This window comes from Leuconostoc sp. S50, from assembly GCF_016624925.1.
Taxonomy (GTDB): domain Bacteria; phylum Bacillota; class Bacilli; order Lactobacillales; family Lactobacillaceae; genus Leuconostoc; species Leuconostoc pseudomesenteroides.
In genome coordinates this window covers 60,718-84,762 of record NZ_JACVUE010000005.1, presented here as the reverse complement: position 1 = coordinate 84,762, position 24,045 = coordinate 60,718, and the positions used below count along the sequence as shown (strand labels likewise).

General features: G+C 39.8%; 28 protein-coding genes and 1 tRNA gene. 17 read left to right on the top strand and 12 right to left on the bottom strand.

The features are described from left to right. Positions 1 to 109 precede the first annotated feature (109 nt). The 4 genes from trpX (at position 110) to IAE53_RS05925 (ending at position 3,751) form a co-directional block, all read left to right on the top strand. A complete protein-coding gene (gene trpX / locus IAE53_RS05940; RefSeq protein ID WP_139967711.1) occupies positions 110 to 1,108 on the top strand; it encodes a tryptophan ABC transporter substrate-binding protein in 999 nt (332 codons plus the stop codon). Beyond that, entirely contained in the window at positions 1,105 to 2,004 is a 900-nt protein-coding gene (locus IAE53_RS05935; protein ID WP_200136085.1) for an ABC transporter permease, read from the top strand. The genes trpX and IAE53_RS05935 overlap by 4 nt, the downstream gene beginning before the upstream one ends. Then, positions 1,997 to 2,752 carry an ABC transporter ATP-binding protein gene (locus IAE53_RS05930; protein WP_148424031.1) on the top strand — a complete coding sequence of 252 codons (756 nt, stop codon included), beginning with the start codon at positions 1,997 to 1,999 and terminating at the stop codon, positions 2,750 to 2,752. Before IAE53_RS05935 ends, IAE53_RS05930 begins: the two co-directional genes overlap by 8 nt. An 84-nt stretch (positions 2,753 to 2,836) precedes the next feature. Beyond that, positions 2,837 to 3,751, top strand: a complete 915-nt coding sequence (locus tag IAE53_RS05925; RefSeq protein WP_188353315.1) for an L-lactate dehydrogenase — start codon at positions 2,837 to 2,839, stop codon at positions 3,749 to 3,751. 71 nt (positions 3,752 to 3,822) lie between these two features. Here the strand turns inward: IAE53_RS05925 and IAE53_RS05920 are convergent, their stop codons facing one another. Genes IAE53_RS05920 through IAE53_RS05910 form a run of 3 tightly spaced genes read right to left on the bottom strand, consistent with a single transcriptional unit; the run spans position 3,823 to position 7,465 of the window. Beyond that, positions 3,823 to 4,779, bottom strand: a complete 957-nt coding sequence (locus tag IAE53_RS05920; protein ID WP_148424029.1) for an ABC transporter permease — start codon at positions 4,777 to 4,779, stop codon at positions 3,823 to 3,825. A gap of 2 nt (positions 4,780 to 4,781) precedes the next feature. Then, the gene (locus tag IAE53_RS05915; protein ID WP_139967716.1) at positions 4,782 to 5,909 is read right to left on the bottom strand and encodes an ABC transporter permease; all 1,128 of its coding nucleotides are present in this window, start codon (positions 5,907 to 5,909) and stop codon (positions 4,782 to 4,784) included. Next, complete coding sequence (locus tag IAE53_RS05910; RefSeq protein WP_148424028.1) at positions 5,909 to 7,465, bottom strand: ABC transporter ATP-binding protein; 1,557 nt, start codon at positions 7,463 to 7,465, stop codon at positions 5,909 to 5,911. Before IAE53_RS05910 ends, IAE53_RS05915 begins: the two co-directional genes overlap by 1 nt. A 230-nt stretch (positions 7,466 to 7,695) precedes the next feature. Here IAE53_RS05910 and IAE53_RS05905 point away from each other — a divergent pair, with 230 nt between their 5' ends. Together IAE53_RS05905 and IAE53_RS05900 are read left to right on the top strand one after the other, a co-directional pair. Beyond that, positions 7,696 to 9,099, top strand: coding sequence for a TrkH family potassium uptake protein (locus IAE53_RS05905; protein ID WP_139967718.1), 1,404 nt, complete (start codon positions 7,696 to 7,698; stop codon positions 9,097 to 9,099). A gap of 17 nt (positions 9,100 to 9,116) precedes the next feature. Beyond that, on the top strand, positions 9,117 to 9,785 hold the full coding sequence (locus tag IAE53_RS05900) for a TrkA family potassium uptake protein (protein WP_010292599.1): 669 nt from the start codon (positions 9,117 to 9,119) through the stop codon (positions 9,783 to 9,785). Here IAE53_RS05900 and IAE53_RS05895 read toward each other — a convergent pair. Next, positions 9,782 to 10,078, bottom strand: coding sequence for an HTH domain-containing protein (locus IAE53_RS05895; protein WP_004911862.1), 297 nt, complete (start codon positions 10,076 to 10,078; stop codon positions 9,782 to 9,784). The two genes, IAE53_RS05900 and IAE53_RS05895, sit on opposite strands and share 4 nt — an antisense overlap. Positions 10,079 to 10,213: 135 nt before the next feature. Here IAE53_RS05895 and IAE53_RS05890 point away from each other — a divergent pair, with 135 nt between their 5' ends. The 7 genes from IAE53_RS05890 to IAE53_RS05860 all read left to right on the top strand — a co-directional run bounded on the left by IAE53_RS05890 (position 10,214) and on the right by IAE53_RS05860 (position 15,536). Then, positions 10,214 to 10,612: a GTP-binding protein gene (locus IAE53_RS05890; RefSeq protein WP_148424025.1), complete on the top strand. Its 399-nt coding sequence runs from the start codon at positions 10,214 to 10,216 to the stop codon at positions 10,610 to 10,612. Further along, on the top strand, positions 10,609 to 11,115 hold the full coding sequence (locus tag IAE53_RS05885) for a YbhB/YbcL family Raf kinase inhibitor-like protein (protein ID WP_139967720.1): 507 nt from the start codon (positions 10,609 to 10,611) through the stop codon (positions 11,113 to 11,115). The genes IAE53_RS05890 and IAE53_RS05885 overlap by 4 nt, the downstream gene beginning before the upstream one ends. A gap of 125 nt (positions 11,116 to 11,240) precedes the next feature. Continuing rightward, positions 11,241 to 12,284 (top strand): N-acetyl-gamma-glutamyl-phosphate reductase, encoded by a 1,044-nt coding sequence (gene argC, locus IAE53_RS05880; RefSeq protein ID WP_200136086.1) that lies wholly within the window; start codon positions 11,241 to 11,243, stop codon positions 12,282 to 12,284. Positions 12,285 to 12,293: 9 nt separating this feature from the next. Further along, entirely contained in the window at positions 12,294 to 13,508 is a 1,215-nt protein-coding gene (argJ, locus tag IAE53_RS05875) for a bifunctional glutamate N-acetyltransferase/amino-acid acetyltransferase ArgJ (RefSeq protein ID WP_200136087.1), read from the top strand. A 34-nt stretch (positions 13,509 to 13,542) separates the two neighbouring features. Then, a complete protein-coding gene (argB, locus tag IAE53_RS05870) occupies positions 13,543 to 14,277 on the top strand; it encodes an acetylglutamate kinase (protein WP_010292589.1) in 735 nt (244 codons plus the stop codon). Positions 14,278 to 14,286: 9 nt separating this feature from the next. Beyond that, positions 14,287 to 15,405, top strand: a complete 1,119-nt coding sequence (locus tag IAE53_RS05865) for an aminotransferase class III-fold pyridoxal phosphate-dependent enzyme (protein WP_200136088.1) — start codon at positions 14,287 to 14,289, stop codon at positions 15,403 to 15,405. A 59-nt stretch (positions 15,406 to 15,464) separates the two neighbouring features. Continuing rightward, positions 15,465 to 15,536, top strand: a tRNA-Asn gene (locus IAE53_RS05860). A 97-nt stretch (positions 15,537 to 15,633) separates the two neighbouring features. On the opposite strand, the gene IAE53_RS05855 is transcribed toward IAE53_RS05860, so the two are convergent. From IAE53_RS05855 to IAE53_RS05845, 3 genes are all read right to left on the bottom strand, one after another. Continuing rightward, a complete protein-coding gene (locus IAE53_RS05855) occupies positions 15,634 to 16,218 on the bottom strand; it encodes a hypothetical protein (protein WP_188353320.1) in 585 nt (194 codons plus the stop codon). Positions 16,219 to 16,675: 457 nt separating this feature from the next. Beyond that, entirely contained in the window at positions 16,676 to 17,059 is a 384-nt protein-coding gene (locus IAE53_RS05850; RefSeq protein ID WP_148424021.1) for a hypothetical protein, read from the bottom strand. A gap of 48 nt (positions 17,060 to 17,107) precedes the next feature. Beyond that, positions 17,108 to 17,974: a helix-turn-helix domain-containing protein gene (locus tag IAE53_RS05845; RefSeq protein WP_148424020.1), complete on the bottom strand. Its 867-nt coding sequence runs from the start codon at positions 17,972 to 17,974 to the stop codon at positions 17,108 to 17,110. Positions 17,975 to 18,455: 481 nt separating this feature from the next. On the opposite strand from IAE53_RS05845, the gene IAE53_RS05840 reads away from it, so the two are divergent. From IAE53_RS05840 to IAE53_RS05835, 3 genes are all read left to right on the top strand, one after another. Continuing rightward, entirely contained in the window at positions 18,456 to 19,049 is a 594-nt protein-coding gene (locus IAE53_RS05840; RefSeq protein ID WP_148424019.1) for a hypothetical protein, read from the top strand. Positions 19,050 to 19,146: 97 nt separating this feature from the next. Further along, positions 19,147 to 19,338 (top strand): helix-turn-helix domain-containing protein, encoded by a 192-nt coding sequence (locus IAE53_RS11405; RefSeq protein WP_233610682.1) that lies wholly within the window; start codon positions 19,147 to 19,149, stop codon positions 19,336 to 19,338. A gap of 9 nt (positions 19,339 to 19,347) precedes the next feature. Next, entirely contained in the window at positions 19,348 to 19,749 is a 402-nt protein-coding gene (locus IAE53_RS05835; RefSeq protein WP_233610683.1) for a hypothetical protein, read from the top strand. Positions 19,750 to 19,833: 84 nt separating this feature from the next. Here IAE53_RS05835 and IAE53_RS05830 read toward each other — a convergent pair whose 3' ends face one another. From IAE53_RS05830 to IAE53_RS05820, 3 genes are all read right to left on the bottom strand, one after another. Beyond that, the gene (locus tag IAE53_RS05830; protein WP_148424018.1) at positions 19,834 to 20,277 is read right to left on the bottom strand and encodes a hypothetical protein; all 444 of its coding nucleotides are present in this window, start codon (positions 20,275 to 20,277) and stop codon (positions 19,834 to 19,836) included. Positions 20,278 to 20,281: 4 nt separating this feature from the next. Next, entirely contained in the window at positions 20,282 to 20,482 is a 201-nt protein-coding gene (locus IAE53_RS05825; RefSeq protein ID WP_004910360.1) for a helix-turn-helix transcriptional regulator, read from the bottom strand. A gap of 97 nt (positions 20,483 to 20,579) precedes the next feature. Then, the gene (locus IAE53_RS05820; RefSeq protein ID WP_148424017.1) at positions 20,580 to 21,569 is read right to left on the bottom strand and encodes a hypothetical protein; all 990 of its coding nucleotides are present in this window, start codon (positions 21,567 to 21,569) and stop codon (positions 20,580 to 20,582) included. A gap of 259 nt (positions 21,570 to 21,828) precedes the next feature. On the opposite strand from IAE53_RS05820, the gene IAE53_RS05815 reads away from it, so the two are divergent. Further along, complete coding sequence (locus IAE53_RS05815) at positions 21,829 to 22,341, top strand: DoxX family protein (RefSeq protein ID WP_148424016.1); 513 nt, start codon at positions 21,829 to 21,831, stop codon at positions 22,339 to 22,341. 76 nt (positions 22,342 to 22,417) lie between these two features. On the opposite strand, the gene IAE53_RS05810 is transcribed toward IAE53_RS05815, so the two are convergent. Beyond that, positions 22,418 to 22,828 carry a helix-turn-helix transcriptional regulator gene (locus IAE53_RS05810; protein WP_010292557.1) on the bottom strand — a complete coding sequence of 137 codons (411 nt, stop codon included), beginning with the start codon at positions 22,826 to 22,828 and terminating at the stop codon, positions 22,418 to 22,420. A gap of 185 nt (positions 22,829 to 23,013) precedes the next feature. Then, entirely contained in the window at positions 23,014 to 24,003 is a 990-nt protein-coding gene (locus IAE53_RS05805; protein ID WP_148424015.1) for a D-2-hydroxyacid dehydrogenase, read from the bottom strand. Between the last annotated feature and the right edge of the window lie 42 nt (positions 24,004 to 24,045).

Below are 24,045 nucleotides of genomic sequence, written 5' to 3'. Positions count from 1 at the left end.
TCTGTATGGCAATCAACACGCCATGCAGACTTTTCTTTTGACCTTGGAAAGCTTTGTGTGGCTTCCCAAGGTCATTTTTTATGAAGAGAACAGTTATGGAGATTATATTATGAACAAGCGTTTAGCAGCAGTCATCATCATCATTGTCGCATTTTTGGGTGTCGCATTTTTCCAAACATCCAAGCCTCAAACCGCCAAAAAGCAGTACATACCAACGGTCGGCATTCTACAACTAGTAACCCATCCAGCACTGGATCAAATCCACAAAGGTGTCGTCGCTGGTTTGGCTCATGAAGGTTACACCAAAGGCAAAATCAAAATTGATTATCAAAATGCGCAAGCAGATCAGTCTAATTTGAAGACCATGTCACAGAAATTTGCCAACGAAAATGCTGATTTAACCGTTGGTATTGCGTCTCCTGCTGCCCTATCATTAGCTAAAACAGCTGACGGACAAACACCTGTTATTTTGGCCGGCATCACTGACCCTGTCGGAGGAGGCTTAGTAAAATCAACACAACGCCCAGGTAAAAATATCACTGGTACGTCAGGTGATTCACCTCTTCAACAGCATTTAGATGTGATTAAAGAAGTTGTCCCAGCTGCCAAAAAGCTTGGCATTATCTACACAACTTCTGATCACGGTGGCGAATATAATGCCAAAAAAATGGCAACTTTAGCTAAGAGCCAGGGTTATGACGTTAAAATGTATACGATTGCCACAACCAACGATATGCAACAAATTGCTGAAACCATGGCAGGTCAAGTCGATGTTGTCTACGCCCCACAAGATAACGGTGTGGCTTCAGCCATGAAAACCCTAATTAATGTGACAAACCAAGAAAAGATTCCAGTCATCCCCGCAGTCGATACAATGGTTAAAGACGGTGGTTTAGCTACTATCTCAGTAAGCCAATATGACATCGGCTACCAAGCCGGTATCATGGCTGCTAAAGTCTTGAAAGGCAAAAATCCTGCCACATACCCTGTCAAAACCATCACTAAGGGGGTACCCGTTGTCAATGAAAAGCAAGCTAAATTATTAGGAATCACACTACCGCAATCTCTCGTCAAAGATGCTGAAAGTAAAGGAGAAGTAATCAAATGAGTATTATCGTTTCAAGCATTGGTCAAGGACTACTTTGGGCCGTATTAGGGGTCGCGCTTTTTCTCACATTTCGTATCTTAAATTTTCCTGATATGACTGTTGAAGGCTCCTTTCCATTGGGCGCAGCTACTGCTGTAGCTATGATTGCCCACGGCGTAAATCCCTATTTGGCAACTATTAGTGCCTTTATTGTTGGCGCAATTGCCGGTTTAATTACTGGTCTACTTTACACAAAAGGAAAAATTCCTATCTTGTTAGCCGGTATCTTGGTTATGACAACCTCGTTATCCATCAATTTACGCATTATGGGATCAGCTAATATTTCATTGCTCAACCAAAAGTCACTCTTTTCGGCCGCTTTCTTGCGGCACCTGCCTAAATATTTTGATTCCGTTTTGGTTGGCTTTGTCATCATTGCAATTATCACCGTCGCACTGATTTTCTTCCTCCAAACTGAACTCGGTCAAGCTTTCATTGCCACTGGCGATAACCCTAATATGGCGCAATCAATTGGTATCAAAACTGATCGGATGACCATCATGGGACTGATGTTATCAAATGGTTTAATCGCTTTTGGCGGGGCTGTCATTGCTCAAAATAATGGCTACGCTGACATTAACATGGGCATTGGTATTATTGTTATTGCCCTAGCCTCAATCATTATTGGCGAAGTTGTCTTTGGCGAACTAACCTTAAATGAACGACTTGTTGCCGTGATTGTTGGTTCGATTTTATATCGTTTGGTCTTGCTTGCAGTCTTGCAACTTGGCTTTAGCACTAACGATTTGAACTTAATTTCTGCCTTTGTATTGGCACTGGCTATGATGTTACCACAAATTCGCCACGCACTGAAATTAGACACTATGATTAAAAAAGGAGTTGCCCCTCATGACTGAACCTGTTTTTTCACTTAAAAATGTCGTTGTGACTGTCGGTGACAACACCGAAATTCTCAAATCGCTTAACCTTGATATTTTTGACGGTGACTTCATTACTGTTTTGGGCACCAACGGCGCTGGAAAATCAACCCTTTTCAACGCGATTGCTGGTAATTTACCGATTAGTACGGGTCAAATTTTGCACCATAATCACAACATTGCCAACGAATCTGCCGTAACACGCACCAACTATATCGCTCGTGTTTTTCAAGATCCGAAGATGGGGACAGCGCCTCGAATGACTGTCGCCGAGAATTTATTGCTCGCTGAAAAACGAGGCGCTAAGCGTCGTTTGCGCAGTCGAGGTCTGACAAAAGAAAAGCTCAATGAGTACGCCACTATTACCAAAACCATGGGTAATAACTTAGATACACGGCTACAAACAGCCACCGGTGATTTATCTGGTGGTCAGCGACAAGCTTTAAGCTTCTTAATGGCAACACGCGTCAAACCAGAGCTACTTTTACTAGATGAACACACGGCAGCGCTCGATCCAAAAACATCAGAACAACTGATGTTAGCCACCAATCAGCAGGTCACGGAGAATCATTTAACTGCTTTGATGATTACTCATAATCTAGCAGATGCCTTACAATATGGTAATCGCCTCATTATTTTAAATGCTGGTCAAATTGTCCTTGATGTTCGTGGTGAAGATAAAGACATGCTTACTGAAGAACAAATTCTAAAGTATTTTATTGCTTAATGCTTAAAATGTGATATTAGCAAGGAAATTCTAACTTATTAAGTGTATAATTTAATTAATATTTAATGAATAGGTGGGGTTTTTATGCGTAAAGTAGGAATAGTTGGTATCGGTCATGTGGGCGCAACCGTCGCACATTTGATTGTGTCACAAGGTTTAGCTGATGAACTAGTGCTGATTGACAAGAAACCAGAGAAAGTGGCATCTGAAGCATTAGACTTCAGCGACGCAGCAAGTCTTTTGGATAAACACATTGATGTGCATGTTGGTGATTACCCTGATTTAGCAGAGGCAGATGTTGTCATCAGCGCACTTGGTCACATTCATCTCATCAAACCAGATGGTGATCGCTTTGGTGAACTCAAGGCAAACTTGCCAATGGCCAAGCAGGTTGGTGCTGACTTGAAAGCAGTCGGTTTTAATGGTGTATTGTTAGCCATTAGTAATCCTGTTGATGTCATTACTGGTATCTACCAGCAAGCTACCGGCTTGCCAAGTGCACAAGTTATTGGGACAGGGACTTACCTTGACACAGCGCGACTCAAGCGCGTCTTTGGCGAAGCGCTAGGTGTCGACCCGCGTAGTGTCAACGGCTATGTGCTAGGTGAACACGGTGCCTCCCAGTTTGCCGCTTGGTCAACAGTTAATGTTATGGGTCAAAATGCCCGTACATGGGCAGCAGAAAAATCACTTGATTTGGATAAATTAGAAAATGACGCTCGTATCGGTGGCTTCACTGTTCATTCTGGTAAAGGCTATACGAATTTTGCCATTGCCCACGCCGCCGTCTCATTGCTACAAATTATTTTGTCTGATGCACGAAAAGAAGCGATTGTTTCTCACTATAACGAGGATTTTGATGGCTATATTTCATCCCCAGCGATTATTGGTCGCGGCGGTGTTGTCGCTAACTTCGATTTGCCACTAACTCCCGAAGAACAAGACAAGTTGGCAGCCAGCGCTAAAGCTATTCAAACCAAAACAGCAGATTATTCTTAAATCATAAACCCTTCTCACGAAGGGTTTTTTGCATCAAAAAAACATGCCATTTTGACATGTTTTGAAGTGTATTAAGCTGCTTTAATATAATTAACGCCGTCTGCTTTTGGCGCTCGTGTCTTACCAAAGAAGAAGACAAGCACGACAATTGTCAGTACGTATGGCGCAATTTGTAACCAAATTGACGGAACGTTCTTCAAGCCCGGCAATTGTGCACCCACAACTGCAAGTGACTGTGATAATCCGAAAAACAATGAAGCGCCCATGGCACCTAATGGATTCCAGCGGCCAAATATCATGGCTGCCATAGCCACGAATCCTTGCCCGACAATAGTGCCGACACTGTAATTAAGTGAAATTGACTGAGCAACTACTGCCCCACCAACACCACCTAAAACACCAGAAATCATCACACCAGAATATCGCAAGCGGGCAACATTTAGACCTAGCGTATCCGCTGCTTGTGGATTTTCACCAACTGAACGCAAGCGCAAGCCAAATTTTGTTTTGAAAATGATATACCATGATAGAACAGCCACGATGATTGCTAACCATGCTGGGGCTGATGTTTTCTCAAAAAAGATTGGCCCAATGAACGGAATTTTATCTAAAACAGGTACGTTAGCATAACCAAAGTCTTGTGAAATAGGTTCGGTTTGTCCTTTGCCATAGATTACTTTAATCAAAAAGACTCCCAACGCTGGCGCCATTAAATTAATAACAGTACCAGAAATAATGTGATCAGCTCGCAAAGTGACCGTCGCCACTGCATGTAAGAGTGAAAAGGCTAATCCAACAATCGCACCAGCAACCAGACCAAACCAAGGGGTCAACGTGCCAAAAGTATTTGCAAACGTAAGATTGAACACAACGGATGCAAAGGCACCCATACCCATGATGCCTTCCAAACCAACGTTAACCACACCACTCCGTTCCGAAAATGTGCCACCAATTGATGTAAATATCAGCGGTGCTGAATAAACCAATGTACTTGATACAACTAATGTAAGAATCGCTACTAATGACATGTTTATTCACCACCTTTCGCTTGTTTGCTAGCAACTTTGGCCGACTTTTTAGCAGCGTCTTGAGCTGCTGCTTTTTCATCCATAGCTTTAATGCGCTTTTGAATCAGACGGATTAAGTAGTTTGCGCCAACGAAGAAAATGATTGAGGCAATCACAATATCTACTAATTCAAATGGCACACCTGAACTCATTGGCATACCTAGACCGCCAATTTTAAGCACTGAGAATAGCGCAGCAGCACCCAAGATGCCCAAATATGAACCACCACCCAACAATGCAACGGCCATGCCATCAAATCCGATAGATGGTGAGCTATTTTGTGTGAAGAAGTTGAGATAGTTGCCAAGTCCCTCGATTGTACCAGCTAAACCAGCTAAACCACCAGAAATTGCCATCGCAACAACTGCTGTTCTTTTTGCCGAAACACCAGCATATTTAGCGGCGTCGGGGTTCAAGCCAACAGCGGTAATTTCAAAGCCTAATGTTGTCTTTTTCATGACAAACCAAACTACCACTATCATAATTAACGCGATAAAGATGCCCGTCGAAACGCTTGAACCTTGTGTCAAATCTGTCAGCCATTTTAATTGAAGTGAGGCATTATGCCCGACTTGTTTCGTCGTTTCAGCAGATTCTTTGATGCTTTTTGCCATCGTATTTTGCAAAATATTGTTACCCAAAAAGAGCAAAATATAGTTCATCATGATGGTGACAATCACTTCACTAGCACCAAACTGTGCACGTAACCAACCCGGAATTAATCCAGCAACGGCACCCAAAGCAGTACCTAAAATTAACGCACTGGGAATCATCACAAATGCTGGCATATCAGGGAAACTTAGCGCATACCATACAGCGCCTACCCAACCGGCTAATGCCTGCCCAGATAAGCCAATATTGAAGAATCCCGCCGTTGATGCAACCGTGAATCCCAAGGCAGTCAATATCAACGGTGTCATTTGCGTCAGGACACCACCAATGTCTTGCATTGACCCGAATGCCGAACTAATTAGCGCAATATAACCTGAAATAGGGTTATACCCGAACACTAACATAATGATAGCGCCGACAATCAACCCAAACAATACAGAAAACAGTGCAACTGAAAAATTATTTTTTTGCACCACCATTAGACTGTCACCTCTTCTTTCAACGCTTCACGCGCTGCTTCCAAACTCATGCCAGTCATCAACAAACCTAATTCTTGCTTATTTGTCTCCTTGGCGTCTACAATACCAACAATTTTACCAGCATTAATGACAGCAATCCGGTCTGACAAATTTAATATTTCATCTAATTCAAAACTCACTACCAGCACCGCTTTTCCAGCGGTACGTTGATCAATCAATCGCCGATGAATATATTCAATTGCGCCAACGTCCAAACCACGCGTCGGCTGAGCTGCGATAATCAAGTCGTTGTCACGATCTAATTCTCGCGCGACAACAGCTTTTTGCTGATTACCACCCGACATTGAACCTGCTGTAACATGAATACTTGCTGCGCGAACATCAAACTCTTTGACTAATTTGTTAGCCAACTTATCCATTTCTGCTGGCTGTAAGACACCAGATTTGGAAATTGGTTGCTTATAGTAAGTTTGTAATGACAGGTTTTCTGACAAGGTCATGTCAACTTCCATGCCAAAACGTAAACGGTCTTCCGGTATATGTCCAACGCCAGATTCCGTGATTTGACGTGGTTTTTTGTTCGTCACGTCCTTACCATTCAATGTGACATGGCCGGACTTAACCTTGGTTAACCCTGTAATCCCTTGAATTAATTCAGTTTGACCGTTACCATCAATACCCGCCAAACCAACAATTTCACCAGCTTTAACTTCAAGACTGAAATCTTTTACAGCGGCAACGCCACGTGCATCATCTACTTCAATATTATCAATCGCCAACACAGTTTGTTTTGGTTGCGCAGGTTCTTTTTCCGTTTTGAAACTCACTTCACGTCCGACCATCAAATCAGCTAATTGTTGTGATGAAACACCCGCAACTGGGAATGTCTTGATAGACTTACCAGCACGGATAACAGTTACGCGGTCAGCGGCAGCTCGAATTTCGTCCAATTTGTGAGTGATTAAAATAATTGACTTGCCTTCTTTGGCTAAATTGTGCATAATTGCAATCAATTCATCAATTTCTTGTGGTGTCAAAACCGCCGTAGGCTCATCAAAAATCAAAATATCAGCACCGCGATATAAGGTCTTTAAAATCTCAACACGCTGTTGTTGTCCCACAGATATGTCTGAGATTTTAGCCATTGGATTAACTGCCAAACCATATTGGTCTGACAAACTTTGGATTTTTTTAGCCGCCGTTTTGGTATCTAATGAGAGTCCTTTTGTAATTTCCGATCCTAAAACAATGTTCTCCGTCACTGTAAAAGCATCTATCAACATAAAATGTTGGTGAACCATACCAATGCCTAACGAATCTGACTTTGAGGGTGAATCTACCACTACTGGTTGTCCATTGATTAGAATGTCACCACTTGTTGGTTGCAACAACCCTGTTAAAATATTCATTAATGTCGATTTGCCGGCACCGTTCTCACCAAGTAACGCGTGAATTTCACCTTGTTGGACTTGTAAATTGATGTCATCATTGGCAGCAAAATCGCCAAACTTTTTGACGATGTGTCGCATTTCAATGACTGGTGTTGATTCGGTCATATATCATCCACTTCTTTCTATTCATTTGTAAAAATTCCGCGGACAAATGCTGTTCGCGGAAATTCCTTAAAGAATATTATACCATGTTCTATAAACACATATATTTCATTATTTTTACCTATTGCTAAACGCTTTTCAATAGTAAAAATGGCAATAAAATGACTCAGCATATTCCCCCATACCAACTAATAAACCCTCATCAACCTTATTAGATGCGTTATAATAAGAGCATGTCTAGAAAAATCGACCTGCCCTCCGCTGCGGAAATGCGGAAATTCCATGATTATTCACAGCGACGCTTTTTTTGGTCGCGTATTTCAATGCCACAACGACTATCGTTAGGTTTTTTAACGGTGATTACAATCGGGGCATTATTATTGATGCTACCAATTAGTTACGTTGGTGGTCGTGATCATACATTTATGGATGCCTTATTCACCGCCACGTCTGCTGCATCCGTTACTGGTCTCACCGTTGTTGATACAGCAACCCATTGGACTACGTTCGGGCAAACCATTATCATGATTTTAATCGAAATTGGTGCGCTGGGATTTATGTCTTTTTCAGTATTACTGTTTACGGCCACTCGTCGACAGATGGACTTGCGCAGTAAAATGATGGTGCAAGAAGTCTATAATTTACAAAGTTTATATGACACACGTGCCGTCTTTGGCTATGTGATTAAACTTTCGATTGCGATTCAATTCATTGGCACTATTTTATTAGCACCCTTTTTTATTCATGATTTTGGTTGGGGACGTGGTGCTTTTTATGCGATCTTCCATGCCATTTCTGCTTTTGGTAATTCGGGTTTTTCCATTTTGCCAAAAAACACTGCCGAATATGTCAACCAACCCTTTGTGCTAGCGATTATTGCTGCATTAGTCATTGCTGGTTCGTTAGGATTTTTGGTTTGGCGTGACGTGTTATTGTATCAAAAAACACATCGCCTAACACTTCATTCAAAGTTAGCTTTGGTCATGACCGGCGCTTTAATCATTGGTGGTTGGCTTTTGTTCGAATTAACTGAACGCAACTTAGCGTTTGCCAGTGGCTTGTCACCCGTCATGCGCGTTTTTGATACGCTATTTATGTCTATTTCATATCGTACTGCCGGATTTACACAGTTTGATGTCGGTGGTCTTGGGTCCGCCACTATTCTATTGACCATGATGTTAATGTATATTGGTGGTACGCCGGGCTCGACCGCCGGTGGTATTAAGACAACAACGTTGGGTGTCTTAATTTTACAAACGCATGCTGCTTTACGTGGCAAAAAAGATGTCACATTTGCTCATCGGCGCTTGACTCAAGAAAATATCATGCGCGCTTTGTTATTAGTTTGTGTGTCGCTTGTTTTTCTTGGTATTCTGTCGTTTATGTTGATGCTCACACAGAGTCATGCTGCCAACCACGGTCTGGAATACGTTATTTTTGAGGTAGTCAGTGCCTTTGCCACTGCTGGCTTGACACTCGGTCTCACGCCACATTTGACGACTTTTGGGCAATTGGTTATCATGTTAGCAATGTTCATTGGTCGTGTTGGCATTTATACCGTTATGTTCTCAATTTTGAATGTTCATGACGAAGCCGCACCGTATCGCTATCCCGAAGAATCAGTCATTATCGGATAAAAAATTTGAGGTAAATTATGAAACAAACTTACGCTATTATTGGACTTGGTCGATTCGGCGGTGCCCTCTTACAAACACTGATCGCTAACGGTCAGGATGTGATGGGTATTGATATTAATGAAGAAAATGTCAACGATTATCGTGATATTGCCACACAGGTAGTTGTCGCAGATGCACAAGAAGATGATGTCTTACGAAAGCTTGACATTGCAAGCTTTGATCACGTTATCATTGCCATTGGTCATAACATGCAAGCCAGCATTCTAGCTACCATCAACGCCAAAGATTTAGGCGCCAAAAATGTTATTGCTAAAGCGGAAAATCATACCCATTTGCGTGTGCTCACAAAAATAGGCGCTGATGTCGTTGTGCAACCGGAACGCGAGATGGGCGAACGAGTGGCACGCAAACTATTAGCGCCCAACATGTTAAACTTTATAGAGTTATCTGATGACTATTCAATGGCAGAAATACAAATTGTCAATCCTGCTTTTTACGGTCGTTCGATCAAAGACCTCAACATCCGCAAAAAATTTGGTCTGAATGTGATTGCCGTCAGGCATGCTAACGAAGTCATTGTCGCCCCGGAGGCAAGCTACACCCTTCAAGAAAAAGACATTGTATCAGTAGTCGGTCCTAAAGATATGGTTGATGACTTCGACCAAATTACCAATCAACTTAATTAAATGCCCTCATCTAGCTGATTGATCTTATCAAACACGGCAAACAAATTATCCATTTCGGTTAAACGATACTTTTTAGAATTACGATCAAAAATAATTTCAGATTTAACTGGTTCACCAATTTGTAAGTCATGCAAAAAAGTACGTATTTCAGAAATGTCGCGTTGAACTGTCTTGCGTCCAACAAAAAACATGTCTTCGATTTCTTCTATTGAAAGCTCACGATGACTAATGAGTGATGAATATAAGCGTAAGATGCGTTGTTTGTCATTAAAAATTGTTTTCCGTGCTGCCATGATTTTCCCCGATTCAAAAACTAGTTTTATTGTATCAAATAAAACGTTTGTTCGCTATTCCAGTCTCATGACAAAAACAACCATTCCCATCTTAGATAAGCATGTTCCCTGCATTTTCAGGAGAAAGGACATATAATGTCTTTATTCGATATTTTCAAAAAAAAGCCCACTGAGAAAAAGCTTGATACAACATCTGAACCCGAACCACAAGCGCCTAAAACATGGCGCAATACTAGCGATGCCAATGAATTTTTTGAGGGTTACCAAGCAGCCATCAAGGCGCTTGAGTCCGAAGGTAAATCAGCATCAGCCGAAACGTTGCGCGCAGACAAAACCCAACTTCAACTGGATTTTATCGACCGCTTTGAAGTTGAAACACAACGTCAAATTACCAAAATCACTGACATAGATGAGCAGACTGATGCCATTATTAAAGCGATTGCAACCGTCCGCGCATATAACGCTGACATGCCAATTCAAGTTCGCACCCGTCTCGCACAAGCCAAAAAAAATTTGATTGGAGAAACAAAATGAAACTTAACGTTACATTAGAGAATCAATTATTACCCGATATTTATGCTAAATATGCCCCAGATAATTATCGTACCAACGGCATGCCTACTGTTAACTTTCCAGTCAATATTAGCGACATTCCCACGGGCACCGTATCATTATCAGTGAGTTTAATTGATTACGACGCCGTACCTGTGACTGGTTTCCCTTGGATTCACTGGTTAGCTGCTAACTTACCCGTTGCCAATATTCCAGAAAATTTGCGTGCAACCGGGACAGCTACTTTTGGTACAAATTCTACTTGGCACAATGTCCAAAAAATGGGTGAAACAGCTAATCCTGATATCAACCAAGCTTATATTGGCCCAATGCCACCCGACAAAACACACCAATATACGCTAACTGTGTTTGCCTTAGACACCAAATTAGATTTACAAGACGGATTCTTTCTGAATGAACTGCGTAACAAAAGTCAAAACCACGTGCTTGCAACTGCAATTCTTGATTTACCCGCTCGCGCTTAACACTTCTTCGGAAGTGTTTTTTTATGCAATAATTCAGCGCTTATTCATCTCCTTTATGCATATTTATTGAATTAAAATTCATTTTAATTTAATATTTAATCATTAAATGAGATAGGAGATTTGCAGTGACAATACAAAAAATCAAAGCGACAATTGTCGGCGTTACAGGATACGCCGGACTTGAATTGCTGCGTCTTCTTTATTCTCATCCATTTATTGACGTTGTTAACATTACCAACACACAACCGGATGGTCATGACATCAGTGAACAATTCCCACATTTTTCTGGAATGTATAATTTGTCACCTGAAGCGTTTGACGCCTTGCATATTATGCAAAAAACCGACATTGTTTTTTTTGCGACATCCAGTGGTATCAGTAAGGATCTCGCGGAGCCCTTTATTCTTGCTAACTTTCCAGTGATTGATTTGTCTGGTGATTTCCGTCTCACTGCTGATGATTATCAAAAATGGTATCACAAAACGCCTGCAGAACCAGCATTGTTAGCAAAAAGTCAGTACAGTTTAGCTGATTTTTATGATGACGAAACGCCAAGCTACATTGCCAACCCGGGTTGTTATGCAACAGCGACACTGCTAGCACTAGCGCCACTAGCTCAACATCATTTACTCGATCAAAATAGTATCGTGATTGATGCCAAAAGTGGTTTGTCTGGGGCTGGCAAATCACTAACCACTGCCAGCCATTTTGTCAATGTCAGCGATAATTTCACAATGTATAAACCAAATTCACATCAACACATTCCCGAAATCACCCAGCAGTTACATATTTGGCAGCCAGATATTGCTCATATCCAGTTCACAACATCATTATTGCCAATTAATCGCGGTATTTTCGTCAGTGCTTATGTCAAATTAAAAGAACCTCGAACACCGCAGCAACTACAAGAACTATTTCAAAAAACGTACGCTGACAAAACGTTTGTACGTGTCATGCCTAGCAATGAATTACCAAATATCAAGCAAGTTGTTGGCACTAATTTCGCGGATATCGGGTTAACTTACAACCCAGAGACACAATTTCTCACTATTGTTAGCGTCATTGACAACATGATTAAAGGCGCTGCCGGTCAAGCAATTCAAAATGCTAATCACTTTTTCGGTTTTCCCGAATCAACCGGTCTAAATCTCATTGCACAATATGCTTAAGGACTACCTATGACAAAACTTCTCTCACAAATTCACACCATCACTGATGGCAATATTGCCACACCAAAAGGTTTTCATGCTGACGGTCAGCATGTTGGACTCAAACATAAATCAAAGGATCTTGGTTGGATCTATAGTGATGTACCTGCTAGTGTGGCTGGTGTTTTCACAACCAATCAAGTGCAAGCCGCACCGGTTCAGCTTGACAAAACCGTGATCCAAAACGGTCAAATACAAGCCATCGTTGTTAATTCTGGCAACGCTAATGCCGTAACTGGCGCCATTGGCTTGACTCACGCCAAAACGATGCAAGCCGTTACTGCTACGCAACTCAATATTTCACCAGAATTAGTAGCTGTTTCGTCAACGGGCGTGATTGGTCAGCCACTGCCTATCGACACTGTCACCGCCGGCATTGCAAAACTCAATATTGACGGTGATGCAGATAGCTTTGCCGAAGCAATTAAAACCACTGATACGGTCAAAAAAACCATCACAATTCAATCAGAAATTGCAGGGCATCAAGTGACTATGAGCGGTGTAGCCAAAGGCTCTGGCATGATCCACCCCAATATGGCAACAATGCTTGGATTTATCACAACAGATGTCAGTATTACGCCTTCTCTTCTACAAACTGCGTTATCAGCTGACGTCGAAACTAGTTTTAACCAAATTACCATTGATGGTGATACATCAACTAATGATACAGTCCTTGTGATGGCTAATGGCGGCGCTCAAAATCCACCTATCACAACAGAAAATGATGATTTTTCCCAGTTCAAGATTATGCTTAACACTGTCACTACGGCACTGGCGATTGCCATTGCTAACGACGGCGAAGGTGCAACCAAACTGCTAACAGTCACCGTCAACCACGCACAGGATGGTCTTGGCGCACGCATGGTTGCCAAAAAAATCGTTGGCTCGTCCCTCGTCAAAACAGCTATGTTTGGTCAAGATCCTAACTGGGGACGTATCATCGCAGCAATTGGTGCTAGCGGTGTTAACATCAATCCCGATAGCATCGACATTGCTTTAAATGACATCACCGTAATGTCGGCCGGCGCTCCTATTGACTTTGACGCGCAACAAATGAGCGAGCAATTAGCACAACACGACATTGATATTGCCATTGATTTACATGACGGCACTGCCACAGGTCAAGCTTGGGGCAGTGACCTCACATACGGTTACGTCAAAATAAACGCCTTATACACCACCTAACCCACCAAGTCATCACACATGGACGAAAAAAACTATGAAAAATATTCTGATTAAGATCGGCGGTAACGCTGCCAGCCAACTCACACCTGCTTTTTTTGAAACGATTAAGCATTGGCAAAAAAATAATTACAACATCACAATCGTTCATGGTGGCGGCGACAGTATTTCAACCCTGATGACCCAACTTAACGAACCTGTTGTCAAAATTGATGGTATTCGTCAAACAACACCAACTGGACTCGCTATCACGAAGATGGCATTATTAGGACAAGTTCAGCCAGATTTAGTTGAAGCATTCCGTCATCATGGTTTGAGCGCCATTGGTCTCAATGCCGAGAGCAATCAACTTTTGACTGGTCATTATATCAATCAGGAAGTTTTTGGTCTGGTAGGACAAATTGATCAAGTTAATACCCAACTAATTCAATCGCTTTGGCAGCAAAACTTAATTCCAATCATTGCACCACTAGCCATCACTAATCAAGGCCAGTGGCTCAATGTCAATGCTGATAGCGCCGCAACTACGGTTGCAAAGTTTTTAAAGTCTGATGAACTTTATTTGTTAACTGATGTGTCTGGCATTGAAGTCCACGGCAACATTTTGCAGCAACTCACACCACAACGTGCTATTGAATTACAGACTGAATCTGTCATTCATGGTGGCATGTTACCAAAAGTCAACAGCGCTTTTTCTGCCGTTAAAAACGGAGTTAACGCGGTTCATATAACTAATACAATCGCCAGTCATGGCACAACCATTTCAATGTGAGGCATCTCAATGACCCTTTTCCCAAATTACAAACGCGCACCGATTACATTTGCCAAAATGTCCAATGCAACTTGGACTGATCAAACTGGCGCCGACTATATTGACCTATCCAGCGGTATTGGTGTCTATAATGTTGGTGCTAATAACCCAACTGTTGTTAATGCTTTAAAAACGCAAGCAGATCTTTTTTGGCATTTACCTAATCTTTATGATAATCCACTACAAGAAACTGTCGCCAATAAACTCGGCGGTTCAGAGTATACTGTTTATTTTGCAAATTCTGGTGCTGAAGCCAATGAAGCAGCCATCAAATTAGCCCGTTTGGTCACCAAGCGCCCAAACATTATATCGTTTAATAATTCGTTTCATGGTCGGACTTATGCAGCCATGTCAGCAACTGGTCAAGACAGCATTCATCAAGGTTTACCCATGTTGGACGGTTTTTTGTACGCTGAATTCAATCAAATTGAAAGCGTTAAGGCGTTGTTAAATGATGATGTGGCTGCCATTATGTTAGAACTAGTGCAAGGTGAAGGTGGCGTTGTTCCTGCCGATTCAAATTTTGTCAATGACCTTGTTGCTCTGGCACACGAACACCACACGTTGATCATTGTGGATGAGGTTCAAACAGGTATTGGGCGCACTGGAACTAAATTTGCGTATGAACAATTTGGGTTTACACCAGATATTGTGACAAGTGCTAAAGCTTTAGCTAACGGACTACCAGTGGGTGCGATGCTTGCCAAAAACCAGTTCGCTCCTGCCTTAAGCTATGGCACACACGGATCAACTTTTGGTGGTAACCCTTTGGTCATGGCTGCTGCCAGTGCCACACTTGATGAGCTCGACACAATTTTACCGACTATTTCTGATAAAATTGCCATTTTATGGAAGAATTTGGCTACTTTTTCTCAATTAGAGACTGTAAATGATGTCCGTGGCTTGGGCATGATGGCAGGAATCTCATTAAATGTACCTGTCGCAAAAGTTGTATCTGATTTACAGCAACAACATGTTTTGGCCCTCAGTGCCGGTCACAACACACTTCGGCTCCTACCTCCCTTGACCATTCCAACTGAACAATTGTTAATCGGTTTGGATATTATTAAAAATTCTCTTTCAAAATAATAAACGTTGACAAATATTTTTAATCTTGATATACTTTAATAGTTGATTATTCAACTAATTGCTCCATAGTTCAGCGGTAGAATAACGCACTGTTAATGCGCAGGTCCCTGGTTCGAATCCAGGTGGAGCAGTTTTATTATCAAATTAGTCAGTACATCGTTGACTATAATATCGTTCTCATAAAAAACTCGTGATATTAATATCACGAGTTTTTTATATGCAAAGTACTTAATCCTTTTGTTTTATCACCTCTGAAGGTTTCAAATCCAAAAACTCATATCCTGTTCCTGCAATAAATTTTGCAAATCCTAGATCATTGATTGCAGCAACAATCTCATACTCGTTTTTAAATGACGGTAGTCGTTTAATGTTTAGAGGATCCACCACTTTTAGGTTTTTCGGTGGATTCGTGACAAGTTGCCAAGCACCTAATGCACTCATAAAATTGAAATAATAATTATGACCACTTTTGTCTTCAATGATCAGCAAGGTTAAATACATCGGTCCTTCATTAGCGCCACCAGCCATAAAATTTTGATAATTAACCTTCTTAATTAAAACAGTAGCTTGTGACACATCTGCTATATCAATTGACAACTTTTCTTTATTTTTTTCATTCACTATTATTTTATCGGTCGTGATAGTTGCACTCATGAATCGATTAAAAATCTTTGAAAACGTACCATTATCAGGGTAAAACTGCCCATTGAGTTGCATCGCCCACAACTCAATAAAGTGATCATAAACCAACACCAGATTATCAGGAATTGACAAAATAGGTGGATTTTTCATTACTGTTTTTAGATCTTTCATTTGTGTTCTCCTTTAGCGTTAAACCGCCTAACTACACAATATGCACCTTATATAATTAAATATAACACTTTTGTGAATTTTTTTATATTTAAATATCGATCACAGTCAACTAGTAATAAAAAAAGAGAAATAATTCCAGCAAAGGATATACCTGTTATGTCTTATATTATTTATGTATTACTAACCAATGTTATAACTATCCTGTGGTTAGTAATCTTTATAGATGTGTACTCTCCTGGTCACTTGCACTCATATTCATTGCTATGGTATTAAGTTATAAGCGAAAAACTTTATAGTATTTTTCAAGGTAAAAAGCAAAACACACATTAAAAGAAGCGAACTTATCAGAATGTGCATGACCAAAGTAAAGCGATTGATTCTTTTAACAAAAAATAATCCAATAATTACTTTCTTAGGAGTGACAGTTTCAATTGGAAAATATCTTATTAACAATCATTCATTGATCAGTTACATACTTTTGAATTTCCTCTTTAGTCAAAACATGATCTTTTCCAGTCTCAAAGTTTCGAAATATCCAAACGCCATCTTCCTGCATTAAATACACTGGACTAGCATTTCGGCTAGCATCATTTTCCAATTCAGACGCTGTAACGGACGTAGAAGCAGCAAAACTTTTACCAGATGTTTCTGGAACATTTTTTGGTCGCTTAGTTCCTTTTGGTCCAGGAATTGCCGCATTTTCACGAGATACCTTTTGGCTCATCTCTTGATCCATTTTCTGACTACTGATGGTATCTTGCCAAGATTTCAATGCCATAAAAATTAATATGCCAATTATTAATCCAGCAATGATAATATATCTCTTTTTGTAATTTTTCATAATTACGCCTCTCTCATTCTGACACCTTAATACTAATCATCTACTTCCCTATGGCTTATTTGGCTTGAGTATACTTTCTATAAAATAAAGAATATCATGATATTCTTTCGTATATCCAAATCGTTTAAATACCGCTAAATCATCAAGCATATCATCGTATATTTGTTGATCAAATCCTTGTTTTAAACTAAAAAGTTTTGAGTAGGTTAAGTAGTAGATTGTGTCGGTCAAGGTTCTAGTGTCTAGGGAGACAAATTTTTCAAAGGCTTGCAAGTACAATTGCGCATCCTGCATATTATTTCTGTCAAATGCTAGAACCGTGGCATTATGGGCGTACGCTATTTGCAAATAATGCTTTTGCACAGCGCTAAAAGGCAGTTTATCTAACGAGCGGATCATTCTGTTATGGTAGCTCCGAATAAAAGTATCATCAAACAAAAACAAAACATCAAGATACATCAAAATGTCATTTAAAAACCACGTTTCAAACCCAAATAAATAATTCTGAATCTCATACGTTATTTCTTCGCGATTTTCTAACGGCAAATTATTAATTTTAGCATAGACCGCTTGAACGCGTAATGCGTTGATTTGGTGCTTTTTAATTTTCGTCTTGTCATATAAAAGCAACTCTTGATTGATTAGGGTTTGACTATTTTGTTCATTATAATAAGCTGCATACAACTTTTTTTGATAGTCCTGAGAATCAATCCAACCATCAGGATTGGCCAACATAAAAAATTCCGTCGGATGAATATCAAGTTTATCCAAAAAACGTAATAAAACATTGGCATCAATATTGCCAGATTTCTCCATTCGCGATAATGCTGCTTGTGATGTAATATTTTGGGCCAACTGCTGTTGACTCAATCTTCTAGAAACTCTAATTTTTTTCAGCAATTGTCCTTGATTCATACTCATCCCCACCCTCACAATAAATTTTATCCGATTTTGCATAAAATGTTGTGCGTTATTACTTAAAGCATATCATACACTTATACAGTTTATTTGCAAAAAGCACATGAAGAGAGGTATATCGTATGAACTTTTTAATGACTCTATTTTTCCCATGGCTCCCCACTGGTGGTCTCTAATAAAAACTAACAATATTATTCTGCCGTTGAAAAAAATCTTGAATAATATGGCATGATGACAAACCATCAATTTGGATTGCCATTTTTTGTCGTGTTAAGTAACACCCGATTAACGAAGCTACGGCTCGGGCATACTCACGAAAATCTATGAAGATTTTAACCTCGACACCGGAAAATATACAGTCAAACACAAAGACCCGCATTGGTGCTAAAAAATTGAAGCCAACAATAACGGCTAATAATCAGTTTGCACACTATTCACACCTATTTGATAAATACGATTAATTGGAGCAAGACCATTTATGATTGATAACCTCTATACATCCTTACCAATAACTTCTATCAAAGATAAAGTCACCATTTTTTTGGTTGACGCTTCAATGACTGACAAATTGGAAAGCTTGTATTTGCAATTTATTTCGGAATTACCACGAGTAAATCCAACATACGCCACCTTTTTAAAGAAAAAATGGCATCAAATTGCCTTAATTTTTTTAATGGAAACAGTGCTAGTCACCACTTTAATGATGTTTTGGTTAATCAATGGGCAACTAAAATTCAGCTTAATAATGTTATCAATGATGCTATACGGCGTTGTGATTTGCTTAGCGCTTTTCCGATTAAGGCAATACAGATTATTGAAAAAAGGTACTTTTTTATTTGCTGATTATCACCAAAACGGCTTTCAATGGCCCAAAGATAACGTTCCTGTCAATCAATCATGGCAATTTCTGTACGTTTTAGAGTTTGACAATTATTTTGTCATTCACCTAATGTTGGAAGTGCCATACGTGCTAATGCTGAAACGGCGCGCAATTTATATTCCTAAGTCAGAATTATCTTTAGACGATGTACGCGCATTACAAGAATTAAGCACCAGAGTGACTAGAAATTAGTGCGTATCATACAACAGAAATAAGGTAAGCAATGAATCATTGCTTGCCTTATTGACAGTTTACATTCAGACTATATCTAAACATAGGAGGATGAGTTATGCGGTTTGGTGAACGGCTAAAAAAAGCACGATCAGATATGAATTTAACACAAGGAGATGTCGCTAATGAACTTTATATCACTAGGCAAACTATTTCTAGTTGGGAAAATGAAAAAACTTATCCGGATATTTCTAGCTTAATTCAATTAAACAATTACTATCAGATTTCTTTAGATACTTTACTCAAGTAAGATACTGGTATGCGCGAAGATTTAGAAAAAAAGTATGTAACGGTGAATATGAAAAAAATATACTGGAAATTACAGCTTTGTTTTTTCATCTTACTCTTGTTGTTTATTGCTAATGTATTAGATATCGTCCATTTAGGCATATTTTATATACCATTTCTATTCGTGTTTATTGCTATCGCAATGACACTAGATAATATTGGAGAGTTTGATAGGAACAGCACTCTGGGACTAAAGTACAAATGGCAAAAATATATTGCTGGTGACATGGGTTCTATTTATACATTAATACTGCCTATTATGTCATTTTTATTCGGCATCATTTGCCTACTTTGGAATAAGGGCAACCCATGGTGGTCTTTTATTTGTGCTGGTTTGCTACTGTGGGTTAATCATAAAAGCACTAATAAATAACTTTTAACGATAAAAAGCAACTAATTGATAGCGAAGTGGCGAAACGCTCGTTATCAATTAGTTGCTTTTTCCTGCTAGGCTAAGCTATTGCTGATCATATTTATGCCACAATATATAGTATTGAATATCCGGAATGATAAATGCGCAAGCCACCCAGCCATTCAAAACATAAAACAATAGTGACATTGACAAACTATTCATACCCCATAAGATGCTTAATAGTAGCCATAATGCTATAACTAGCAAAATAAAAGTATTAATGAGCGCACTATGCACTTTAAGTGCAATGTCCCGATCTCGCTCATCCTTGGCAAAATACAATTCATCTTTTTGGTTGAACACTTGAACATTATATTTTCTTGAGACATAAATCATCTCAAAAAAGGATGCTAAAACTGACACTAATATTGTCACCATGGCTATTTGGCGCATATTATTAATCATCAAAATAGAAAACAAAACAAACCCTATTTGCCATATTTTGTTCATCCAGAACGTAAAACGGACTATTTTCTTACTATCACTCATATTATTATTCCTCCACATTATTAACAAACAATTCATCAACCGACGTATGCAAAATATTAGCCAAATCAAAAGCAAGCTTGAGTGACGGATCGTACTTATTATTTTCGATGGCATTAATTGTTTGCCTTGTCACGCCAGTCAAGGTTGCTAGCTCTGCCTGAGATATTTTATTGGTCGATCTAAAATCTTTGATATAATTTTTCATCTTAGTCCCCTACAAAACAAAAATGTAAAACATGTTTTACACTTATAGTAAAACATCTTTTACATTTACTGTCAACCTAAAATTTTATTTTAACGCATCAAGACAAACGAATACTCTGTAATCTCTTGACGAGATTACAGTATTGCGCGCGATCCAAATCTTCTTGTTCAAAGTCATTTTTGCATATCGCTAGTGTTTCTTGTCCAGCGCTTGTCAATGCAATTCCCGCAGCCATTGCTGCGTCTAGTGATTCTAAAATATTATGTGTAAATTCTCTTATGCGCTCTAAAGAGGCATCTTGAGTAATCATCGTCGCGATGACACCTTCCACATCATCAAAACGCGCCATTACACCAATAAAGTCTGACGGTCTAGCTGCTGTATGGATCATCATATCGATTTCTTGGAAAAATTCCACAACTTCAGGCAAACTTTCAGCATCATAATAAACCACTTGCTCGTGTAATTCAGCTAAAACGTCAAATAAATAACCGCGCATTTCCTGTTTAAACTGTGGCAGCACATCATGAAACTGTTTAATCAACTGACGCCATTCATCCATAGTAAGTGTTCTTGGTGTTGTATACCCAGCCCTTAAAGCATTATATTGTGCTGCGAGCAATGGATCACCCTTGGCCGGTTCAAATGCAGCTAAAATATCAGCCGCGACACGACGCAACTGAGTAGCCGTCACATTTTGAGAAAGTGATAACTGTTCAACCAAAGTTCGCAACTGTTTTAAATGAGATGAAACTTGATCAACCGAATTTTTATCTCCAAGCGCACTTACCTCTGTGATTAATTGATGATAAAGTGTTAAATATTCAGGATTTTCAGCAACTTGACGTCGCATAGCAAAATCATCAATGCCACGTAATAGGCCACCAGCAAATTGTCGCAATTCAGCAGGCTGCAACACTGTACAAGTCCAGCCCTCTCGCGTAGCGATTTGCTTTTTAGCGTCAGTTGCTGCTTTAGTTAAACTGCGTCCTGATTCTGTCATATCTGCCAAAACCTCAGCAGCACTGCCACGGGCTTGATCGTCCATCAAAGTTTCATCTAAATTGGTTACGTGATTTTTTACCATATATTCTATCCCCATTCACGTTCATTACTTCAAGTGTATCGAAAAAAGTTAACCTTATTGTGACTACTTTGTGAAAAATTCAATCATGATTCAGTCACATTTGACTAACAAAATAGCGCCAATTTAAAACATTTTTACGCCATAATCACGAAATTTTAAAGCTGAAAAAAATTGTTTGACATTTCACAAGACACTCTGTATACTTACTAATTGTAATAGGTATTACGGATAGAAATTGTAGATATTAGGAGAAAATATTATGATTCAATGGCTACGCAATTCCAAAATTGCAATGGGAATTTTGACGGTTTTACGTGTTTACTTAGGCTATCAATGGACACTTGATGGCTGGGGAAAAATCACAGCCAAAGGTGGTTTCGATGCATCTGGTTTGATTATGGGTGCCATTAAGAACCCTGTGTTAACCCCAGATAAAACAACTGCCTTTCCTTGGTATGATTGGTTCTTAAACGTTGCGACCAATCATGGTCAATCAACAGCTGCCTTTTCATTTTTAGTCGCTTGGGGTGAATTGCTAGTTGGCTTAGGATTGGTGTTTGGTACGCTAACCTTAGCAGCTGCCTTCTTCGGTCTCGTTATGAATTTTTCATACCTTGGCGCCGGTGTTGTATCAGTGAACCCAACCTTTATTTTCATTGGGGCTTTGCTGTTAATTGGTGGTTACAACTCAGGAAAAATTGGTTTGGACCGCTGGGTAACCCCATTCCTACGCGCTAAGCTACCATTTTTACAAAACGACATTAAACTTTAAGCGTCGAGAAAAAAGAGTGATTATTGATAGCCAATAATTACTCTTTTTTAGTTGTTGCAGTTCAGAGTTATAATATTCAATTAAACAGAGATTTAATCGAGTCAATAATATCTGGTAAAACACCACCCAAAACAGCGATGATAGGAATCAATGCCCACCAATAAGACGACATAAATTCCCAAAAATTCATTCCGTCTCGTCTCCTGCGAATATATTCCCCTCGCCGTGGGTCAAAAGTAAATTCACTATGATCAATTTTATCCTCAATACTGTCAGTCTGTGGTGTAATACCCAACACCAATGTATCGAGTGAGCAATCGAATATTTCAGCTAATTTAATCAAATTCGGCAAATCAGGTGTCGCATCGCCTGATTCCCAACGTGAAACTGCTTGTCGCGAGATATAAAGTTGTTTGGCTACATCTTCTTGTGACAAACCTTTGTCTGTCCTGAACCTTTTTAATTGATTTGGAAATTGTAATTCCATGTATCTGCTCTCCTCTTGATTTGATACTGTCATTATCATTCAAATCACTGGCCAATACTAGCAATTAAAGCCATCAAATCAGCAACTAGCAATGCAAACGTGCGCAACAACAGGTTGCGTTTGTGCTTGAAAACCCCATAATATCAACGATAATGCTAGTTGCGCTCTTTTTTGGCTTACACAACTCATCTCAAAATTTCATTTTCGGTGAAACCGCCATTCACCATGATGACTGCATCATTTAGTGCCATTTCAACCATATTTTTAATCGCCGTATTCGTGTAAAAAGCGATATGTGGTGACAACAAAAAGTTATCATAAGCTACTAACCGTTGGATATTTTCTGGTAATTCATCAACTGTTTGCTTTTGATCCATGAAGTCATTTTCATTTGGTGCCACATCAAAGGCAGCGCCCGCTAATTGACCGCTGGCTAGTGCTGATTCCAAAGCTGTCATATCAACAATTTCACCACGTGCAAAATTCAACATGATGGTACCCGGCTGTACTTTTTCAAAAAATGCATGATCTGCCAATCCACGTGTCTCATCATTTAATGGCGTATGAAAGCTAATCACATCGGCACGACGCAACGCCTCATCTAATGTCGTATACGTTACAAATGGTTCATTTTGAGCGCGGTAAACGGGATCTACTCCCAATACTTGCGCGCCAAGTGCGTGCAACATTTCTGCCAAAGCAGTACCAATGCGACCCACACCAATAATTGTTACTGTTAGGTCATGAATTTCCCGCGCCTGTCCACCGGCTGCCCAAGTGTAATCCCCTTGTGCCATAGCACGATCGAATTTTTTATTATGACGAATCAGATTAAATAACTGCGTTAACGTATACTCAGCGATGGCACGTGGCGAGTAGGCCGCAACATTTGATAAGCGCACATGATTGGCAAAGGCGGCGGGCAAATCAAAAACATCATAACCCACTTGGCGCAAGGCGATTTGTTTAATATTAAGTTGTGATAATCGCTCATAAACTGGTGGGTTAACTGATGTCGTTTGTTGTGTTGAGACTGCATCAAAACCACTAGCACGATCAACGGTCTCTTCGTTTAGTGGTTGGTCGATTGTGACAACTTCGTGCCCCGTTTTTTCAGACCACTTCTTAACGTATGGCAACTCATCCGCTACGGCGTTATACATTAAAATTTTCATGAAATTATCCTTTCAAAAAAGCACGACCGTTAAGTTGGCCAT

What these genes read in the sequence shown, in the direction of transcription:
- IAE53_RS05805 (WP_148424015.1), bottom strand. Translation starts at nt 24,003, where the DNA reads ATGAAAATTTTAATGTATAACGCCGTAGCGGATGAGTTGCCATACGTT.
- IAE53_RS05820 (WP_148424017.1), bottom strand. Translation starts at nt 21,569, where the DNA reads ATGGTAAAAAATCACGTAACCAATTTAGATGAAACTTTGATGGACGAT.
- IAE53_RS05835 (WP_233610683.1), top strand. Translation starts at nt 19,348, where the DNA reads ATGCGCGAAGATTTAGAAAAAAAGTATGTAACGGTGAATATGAAAAAA.
- IAE53_RS05915 (WP_139967716.1), bottom strand. Translation starts at nt 5,909, where the DNA reads ATGGTGGTGCAAAAAAATAATTTTTCAGTTGCACTGTTTTCTGTATTG.
- IAE53_RS05920 (WP_148424029.1), bottom strand. Translation starts at nt 4,779, where the DNA reads ATGTCATTAGTAGCGATTCTTACATTAGTTGTATCAAGTACATTGGTT.
- IAE53_RS05935 (WP_200136085.1), top strand. Translation starts at nt 1,105, where the DNA reads ATGAGTATTATCGTTTCAAGCATTGGTCAAGGACTACTTTGGGCCGTA.
- IAE53_RS05885 (WP_139967720.1), top strand. Translation starts at nt 10,609, where the DNA reads ATGAAACTTAACGTTACATTAGAGAATCAATTATTACCCGATATTTAT.
- IAE53_RS05905 (WP_139967718.1), top strand. Translation starts at nt 7,696, where the DNA reads ATGTCTAGAAAAATCGACCTGCCCTCCGCTGCGGAAATGCGGAAATTC.
- IAE53_RS05890 (WP_148424025.1), top strand. Translation starts at nt 10,214, where the DNA reads ATGTCTTTATTCGATATTTTCAAAAAAAAGCCCACTGAGAAAAAGCTT.
- IAE53_RS05850 (WP_148424021.1), bottom strand. Translation starts at nt 17,059, where the DNA reads ATGAAAAATTACAAAAAGAGATATATTATCATTGCTGGATTAATAATT.
- IAE53_RS05815 (WP_148424016.1), top strand. Translation starts at nt 21,829, where the DNA reads ATGATTCAATGGCTACGCAATTCCAAAATTGCAATGGGAATTTTGACG.
- IAE53_RS05855 (WP_188353320.1), bottom strand. Translation starts at nt 16,218, where the DNA reads ATGAAAGATCTAAAAACAGTAATGAAAAATCCACCTATTTTGTCAATT.
- IAE53_RS05845 (WP_148424020.1), bottom strand. Translation starts at nt 17,974, where the DNA reads ATGAATCAAGGACAATTGCTGAAAAAAATTAGAGTTTCTAGAAGATTG.
- IAE53_RS05810 (WP_010292557.1), bottom strand. Translation starts at nt 22,828, where the DNA reads ATGGAATTACAATTTCCAAATCAATTAAAAAGGTTCAGGACAGACAAA.
- IAE53_RS05900 (WP_010292599.1), top strand. Translation starts at nt 9,117, where the DNA reads ATGAAACAAACTTACGCTATTATTGGACTTGGTCGATTCGGCGGTGCC.
- IAE53_RS05895 (WP_004911862.1), bottom strand. Translation starts at nt 10,078, where the DNA reads ATGGCAGCACGGAAAACAATTTTTAATGACAAACAACGCATCTTACGC.
- IAE53_RS05925 (WP_188353315.1), top strand. Translation starts at nt 2,837, where the DNA reads ATGCGTAAAGTAGGAATAGTTGGTATCGGTCATGTGGGCGCAACCGTC.
- trpX (WP_139967711.1), top strand. Translation starts at nt 110, where the DNA reads ATGAACAAGCGTTTAGCAGCAGTCATCATCATCATTGTCGCATTTTTG.
- IAE53_RS05825 (WP_004910360.1), bottom strand. Translation starts at nt 20,482, where the DNA reads ATGAAAAATTATATCAAAGATTTTAGATCGACCAATAAAATATCTCAG.
- argJ (WP_200136087.1), top strand. Translation starts at nt 12,294, where the DNA reads ATGACAAAACTTCTCTCACAAATTCACACCATCACTGATGGCAATATT.
- IAE53_RS05930 (WP_148424031.1), top strand. Translation starts at nt 1,997, where the DNA reads ATGACTGAACCTGTTTTTTCACTTAAAAATGTCGTTGTGACTGTCGGT.
- IAE53_RS11405 (WP_233610682.1), top strand. Translation starts at nt 19,147, where the DNA reads ATGCGGTTTGGTGAACGGCTAAAAAAAGCACGATCAGATATGAATTTA.
- IAE53_RS05830 (WP_148424018.1), bottom strand. Translation starts at nt 20,277, where the DNA reads ATGAGTGATAGTAAGAAAATAGTCCGTTTTACGTTCTGGATGAACAAA.
- argB (WP_010292589.1), top strand. Translation starts at nt 13,543, where the DNA reads ATGAAAAATATTCTGATTAAGATCGGCGGTAACGCTGCCAGCCAACTC.
- IAE53_RS05910 (WP_148424028.1), bottom strand. Translation starts at nt 7,465, where the DNA reads ATGACCGAATCAACACCAGTCATTGAAATGCGACACATCGTCAAAAAG.
- IAE53_RS05840 (WP_148424019.1), top strand. Translation starts at nt 18,456, where the DNA reads ATGATTGATAACCTCTATACATCCTTACCAATAACTTCTATCAAAGAT.
- IAE53_RS05865 (WP_200136088.1), top strand. Translation starts at nt 14,287, where the DNA reads ATGACCCTTTTCCCAAATTACAAACGCGCACCGATTACATTTGCCAAA.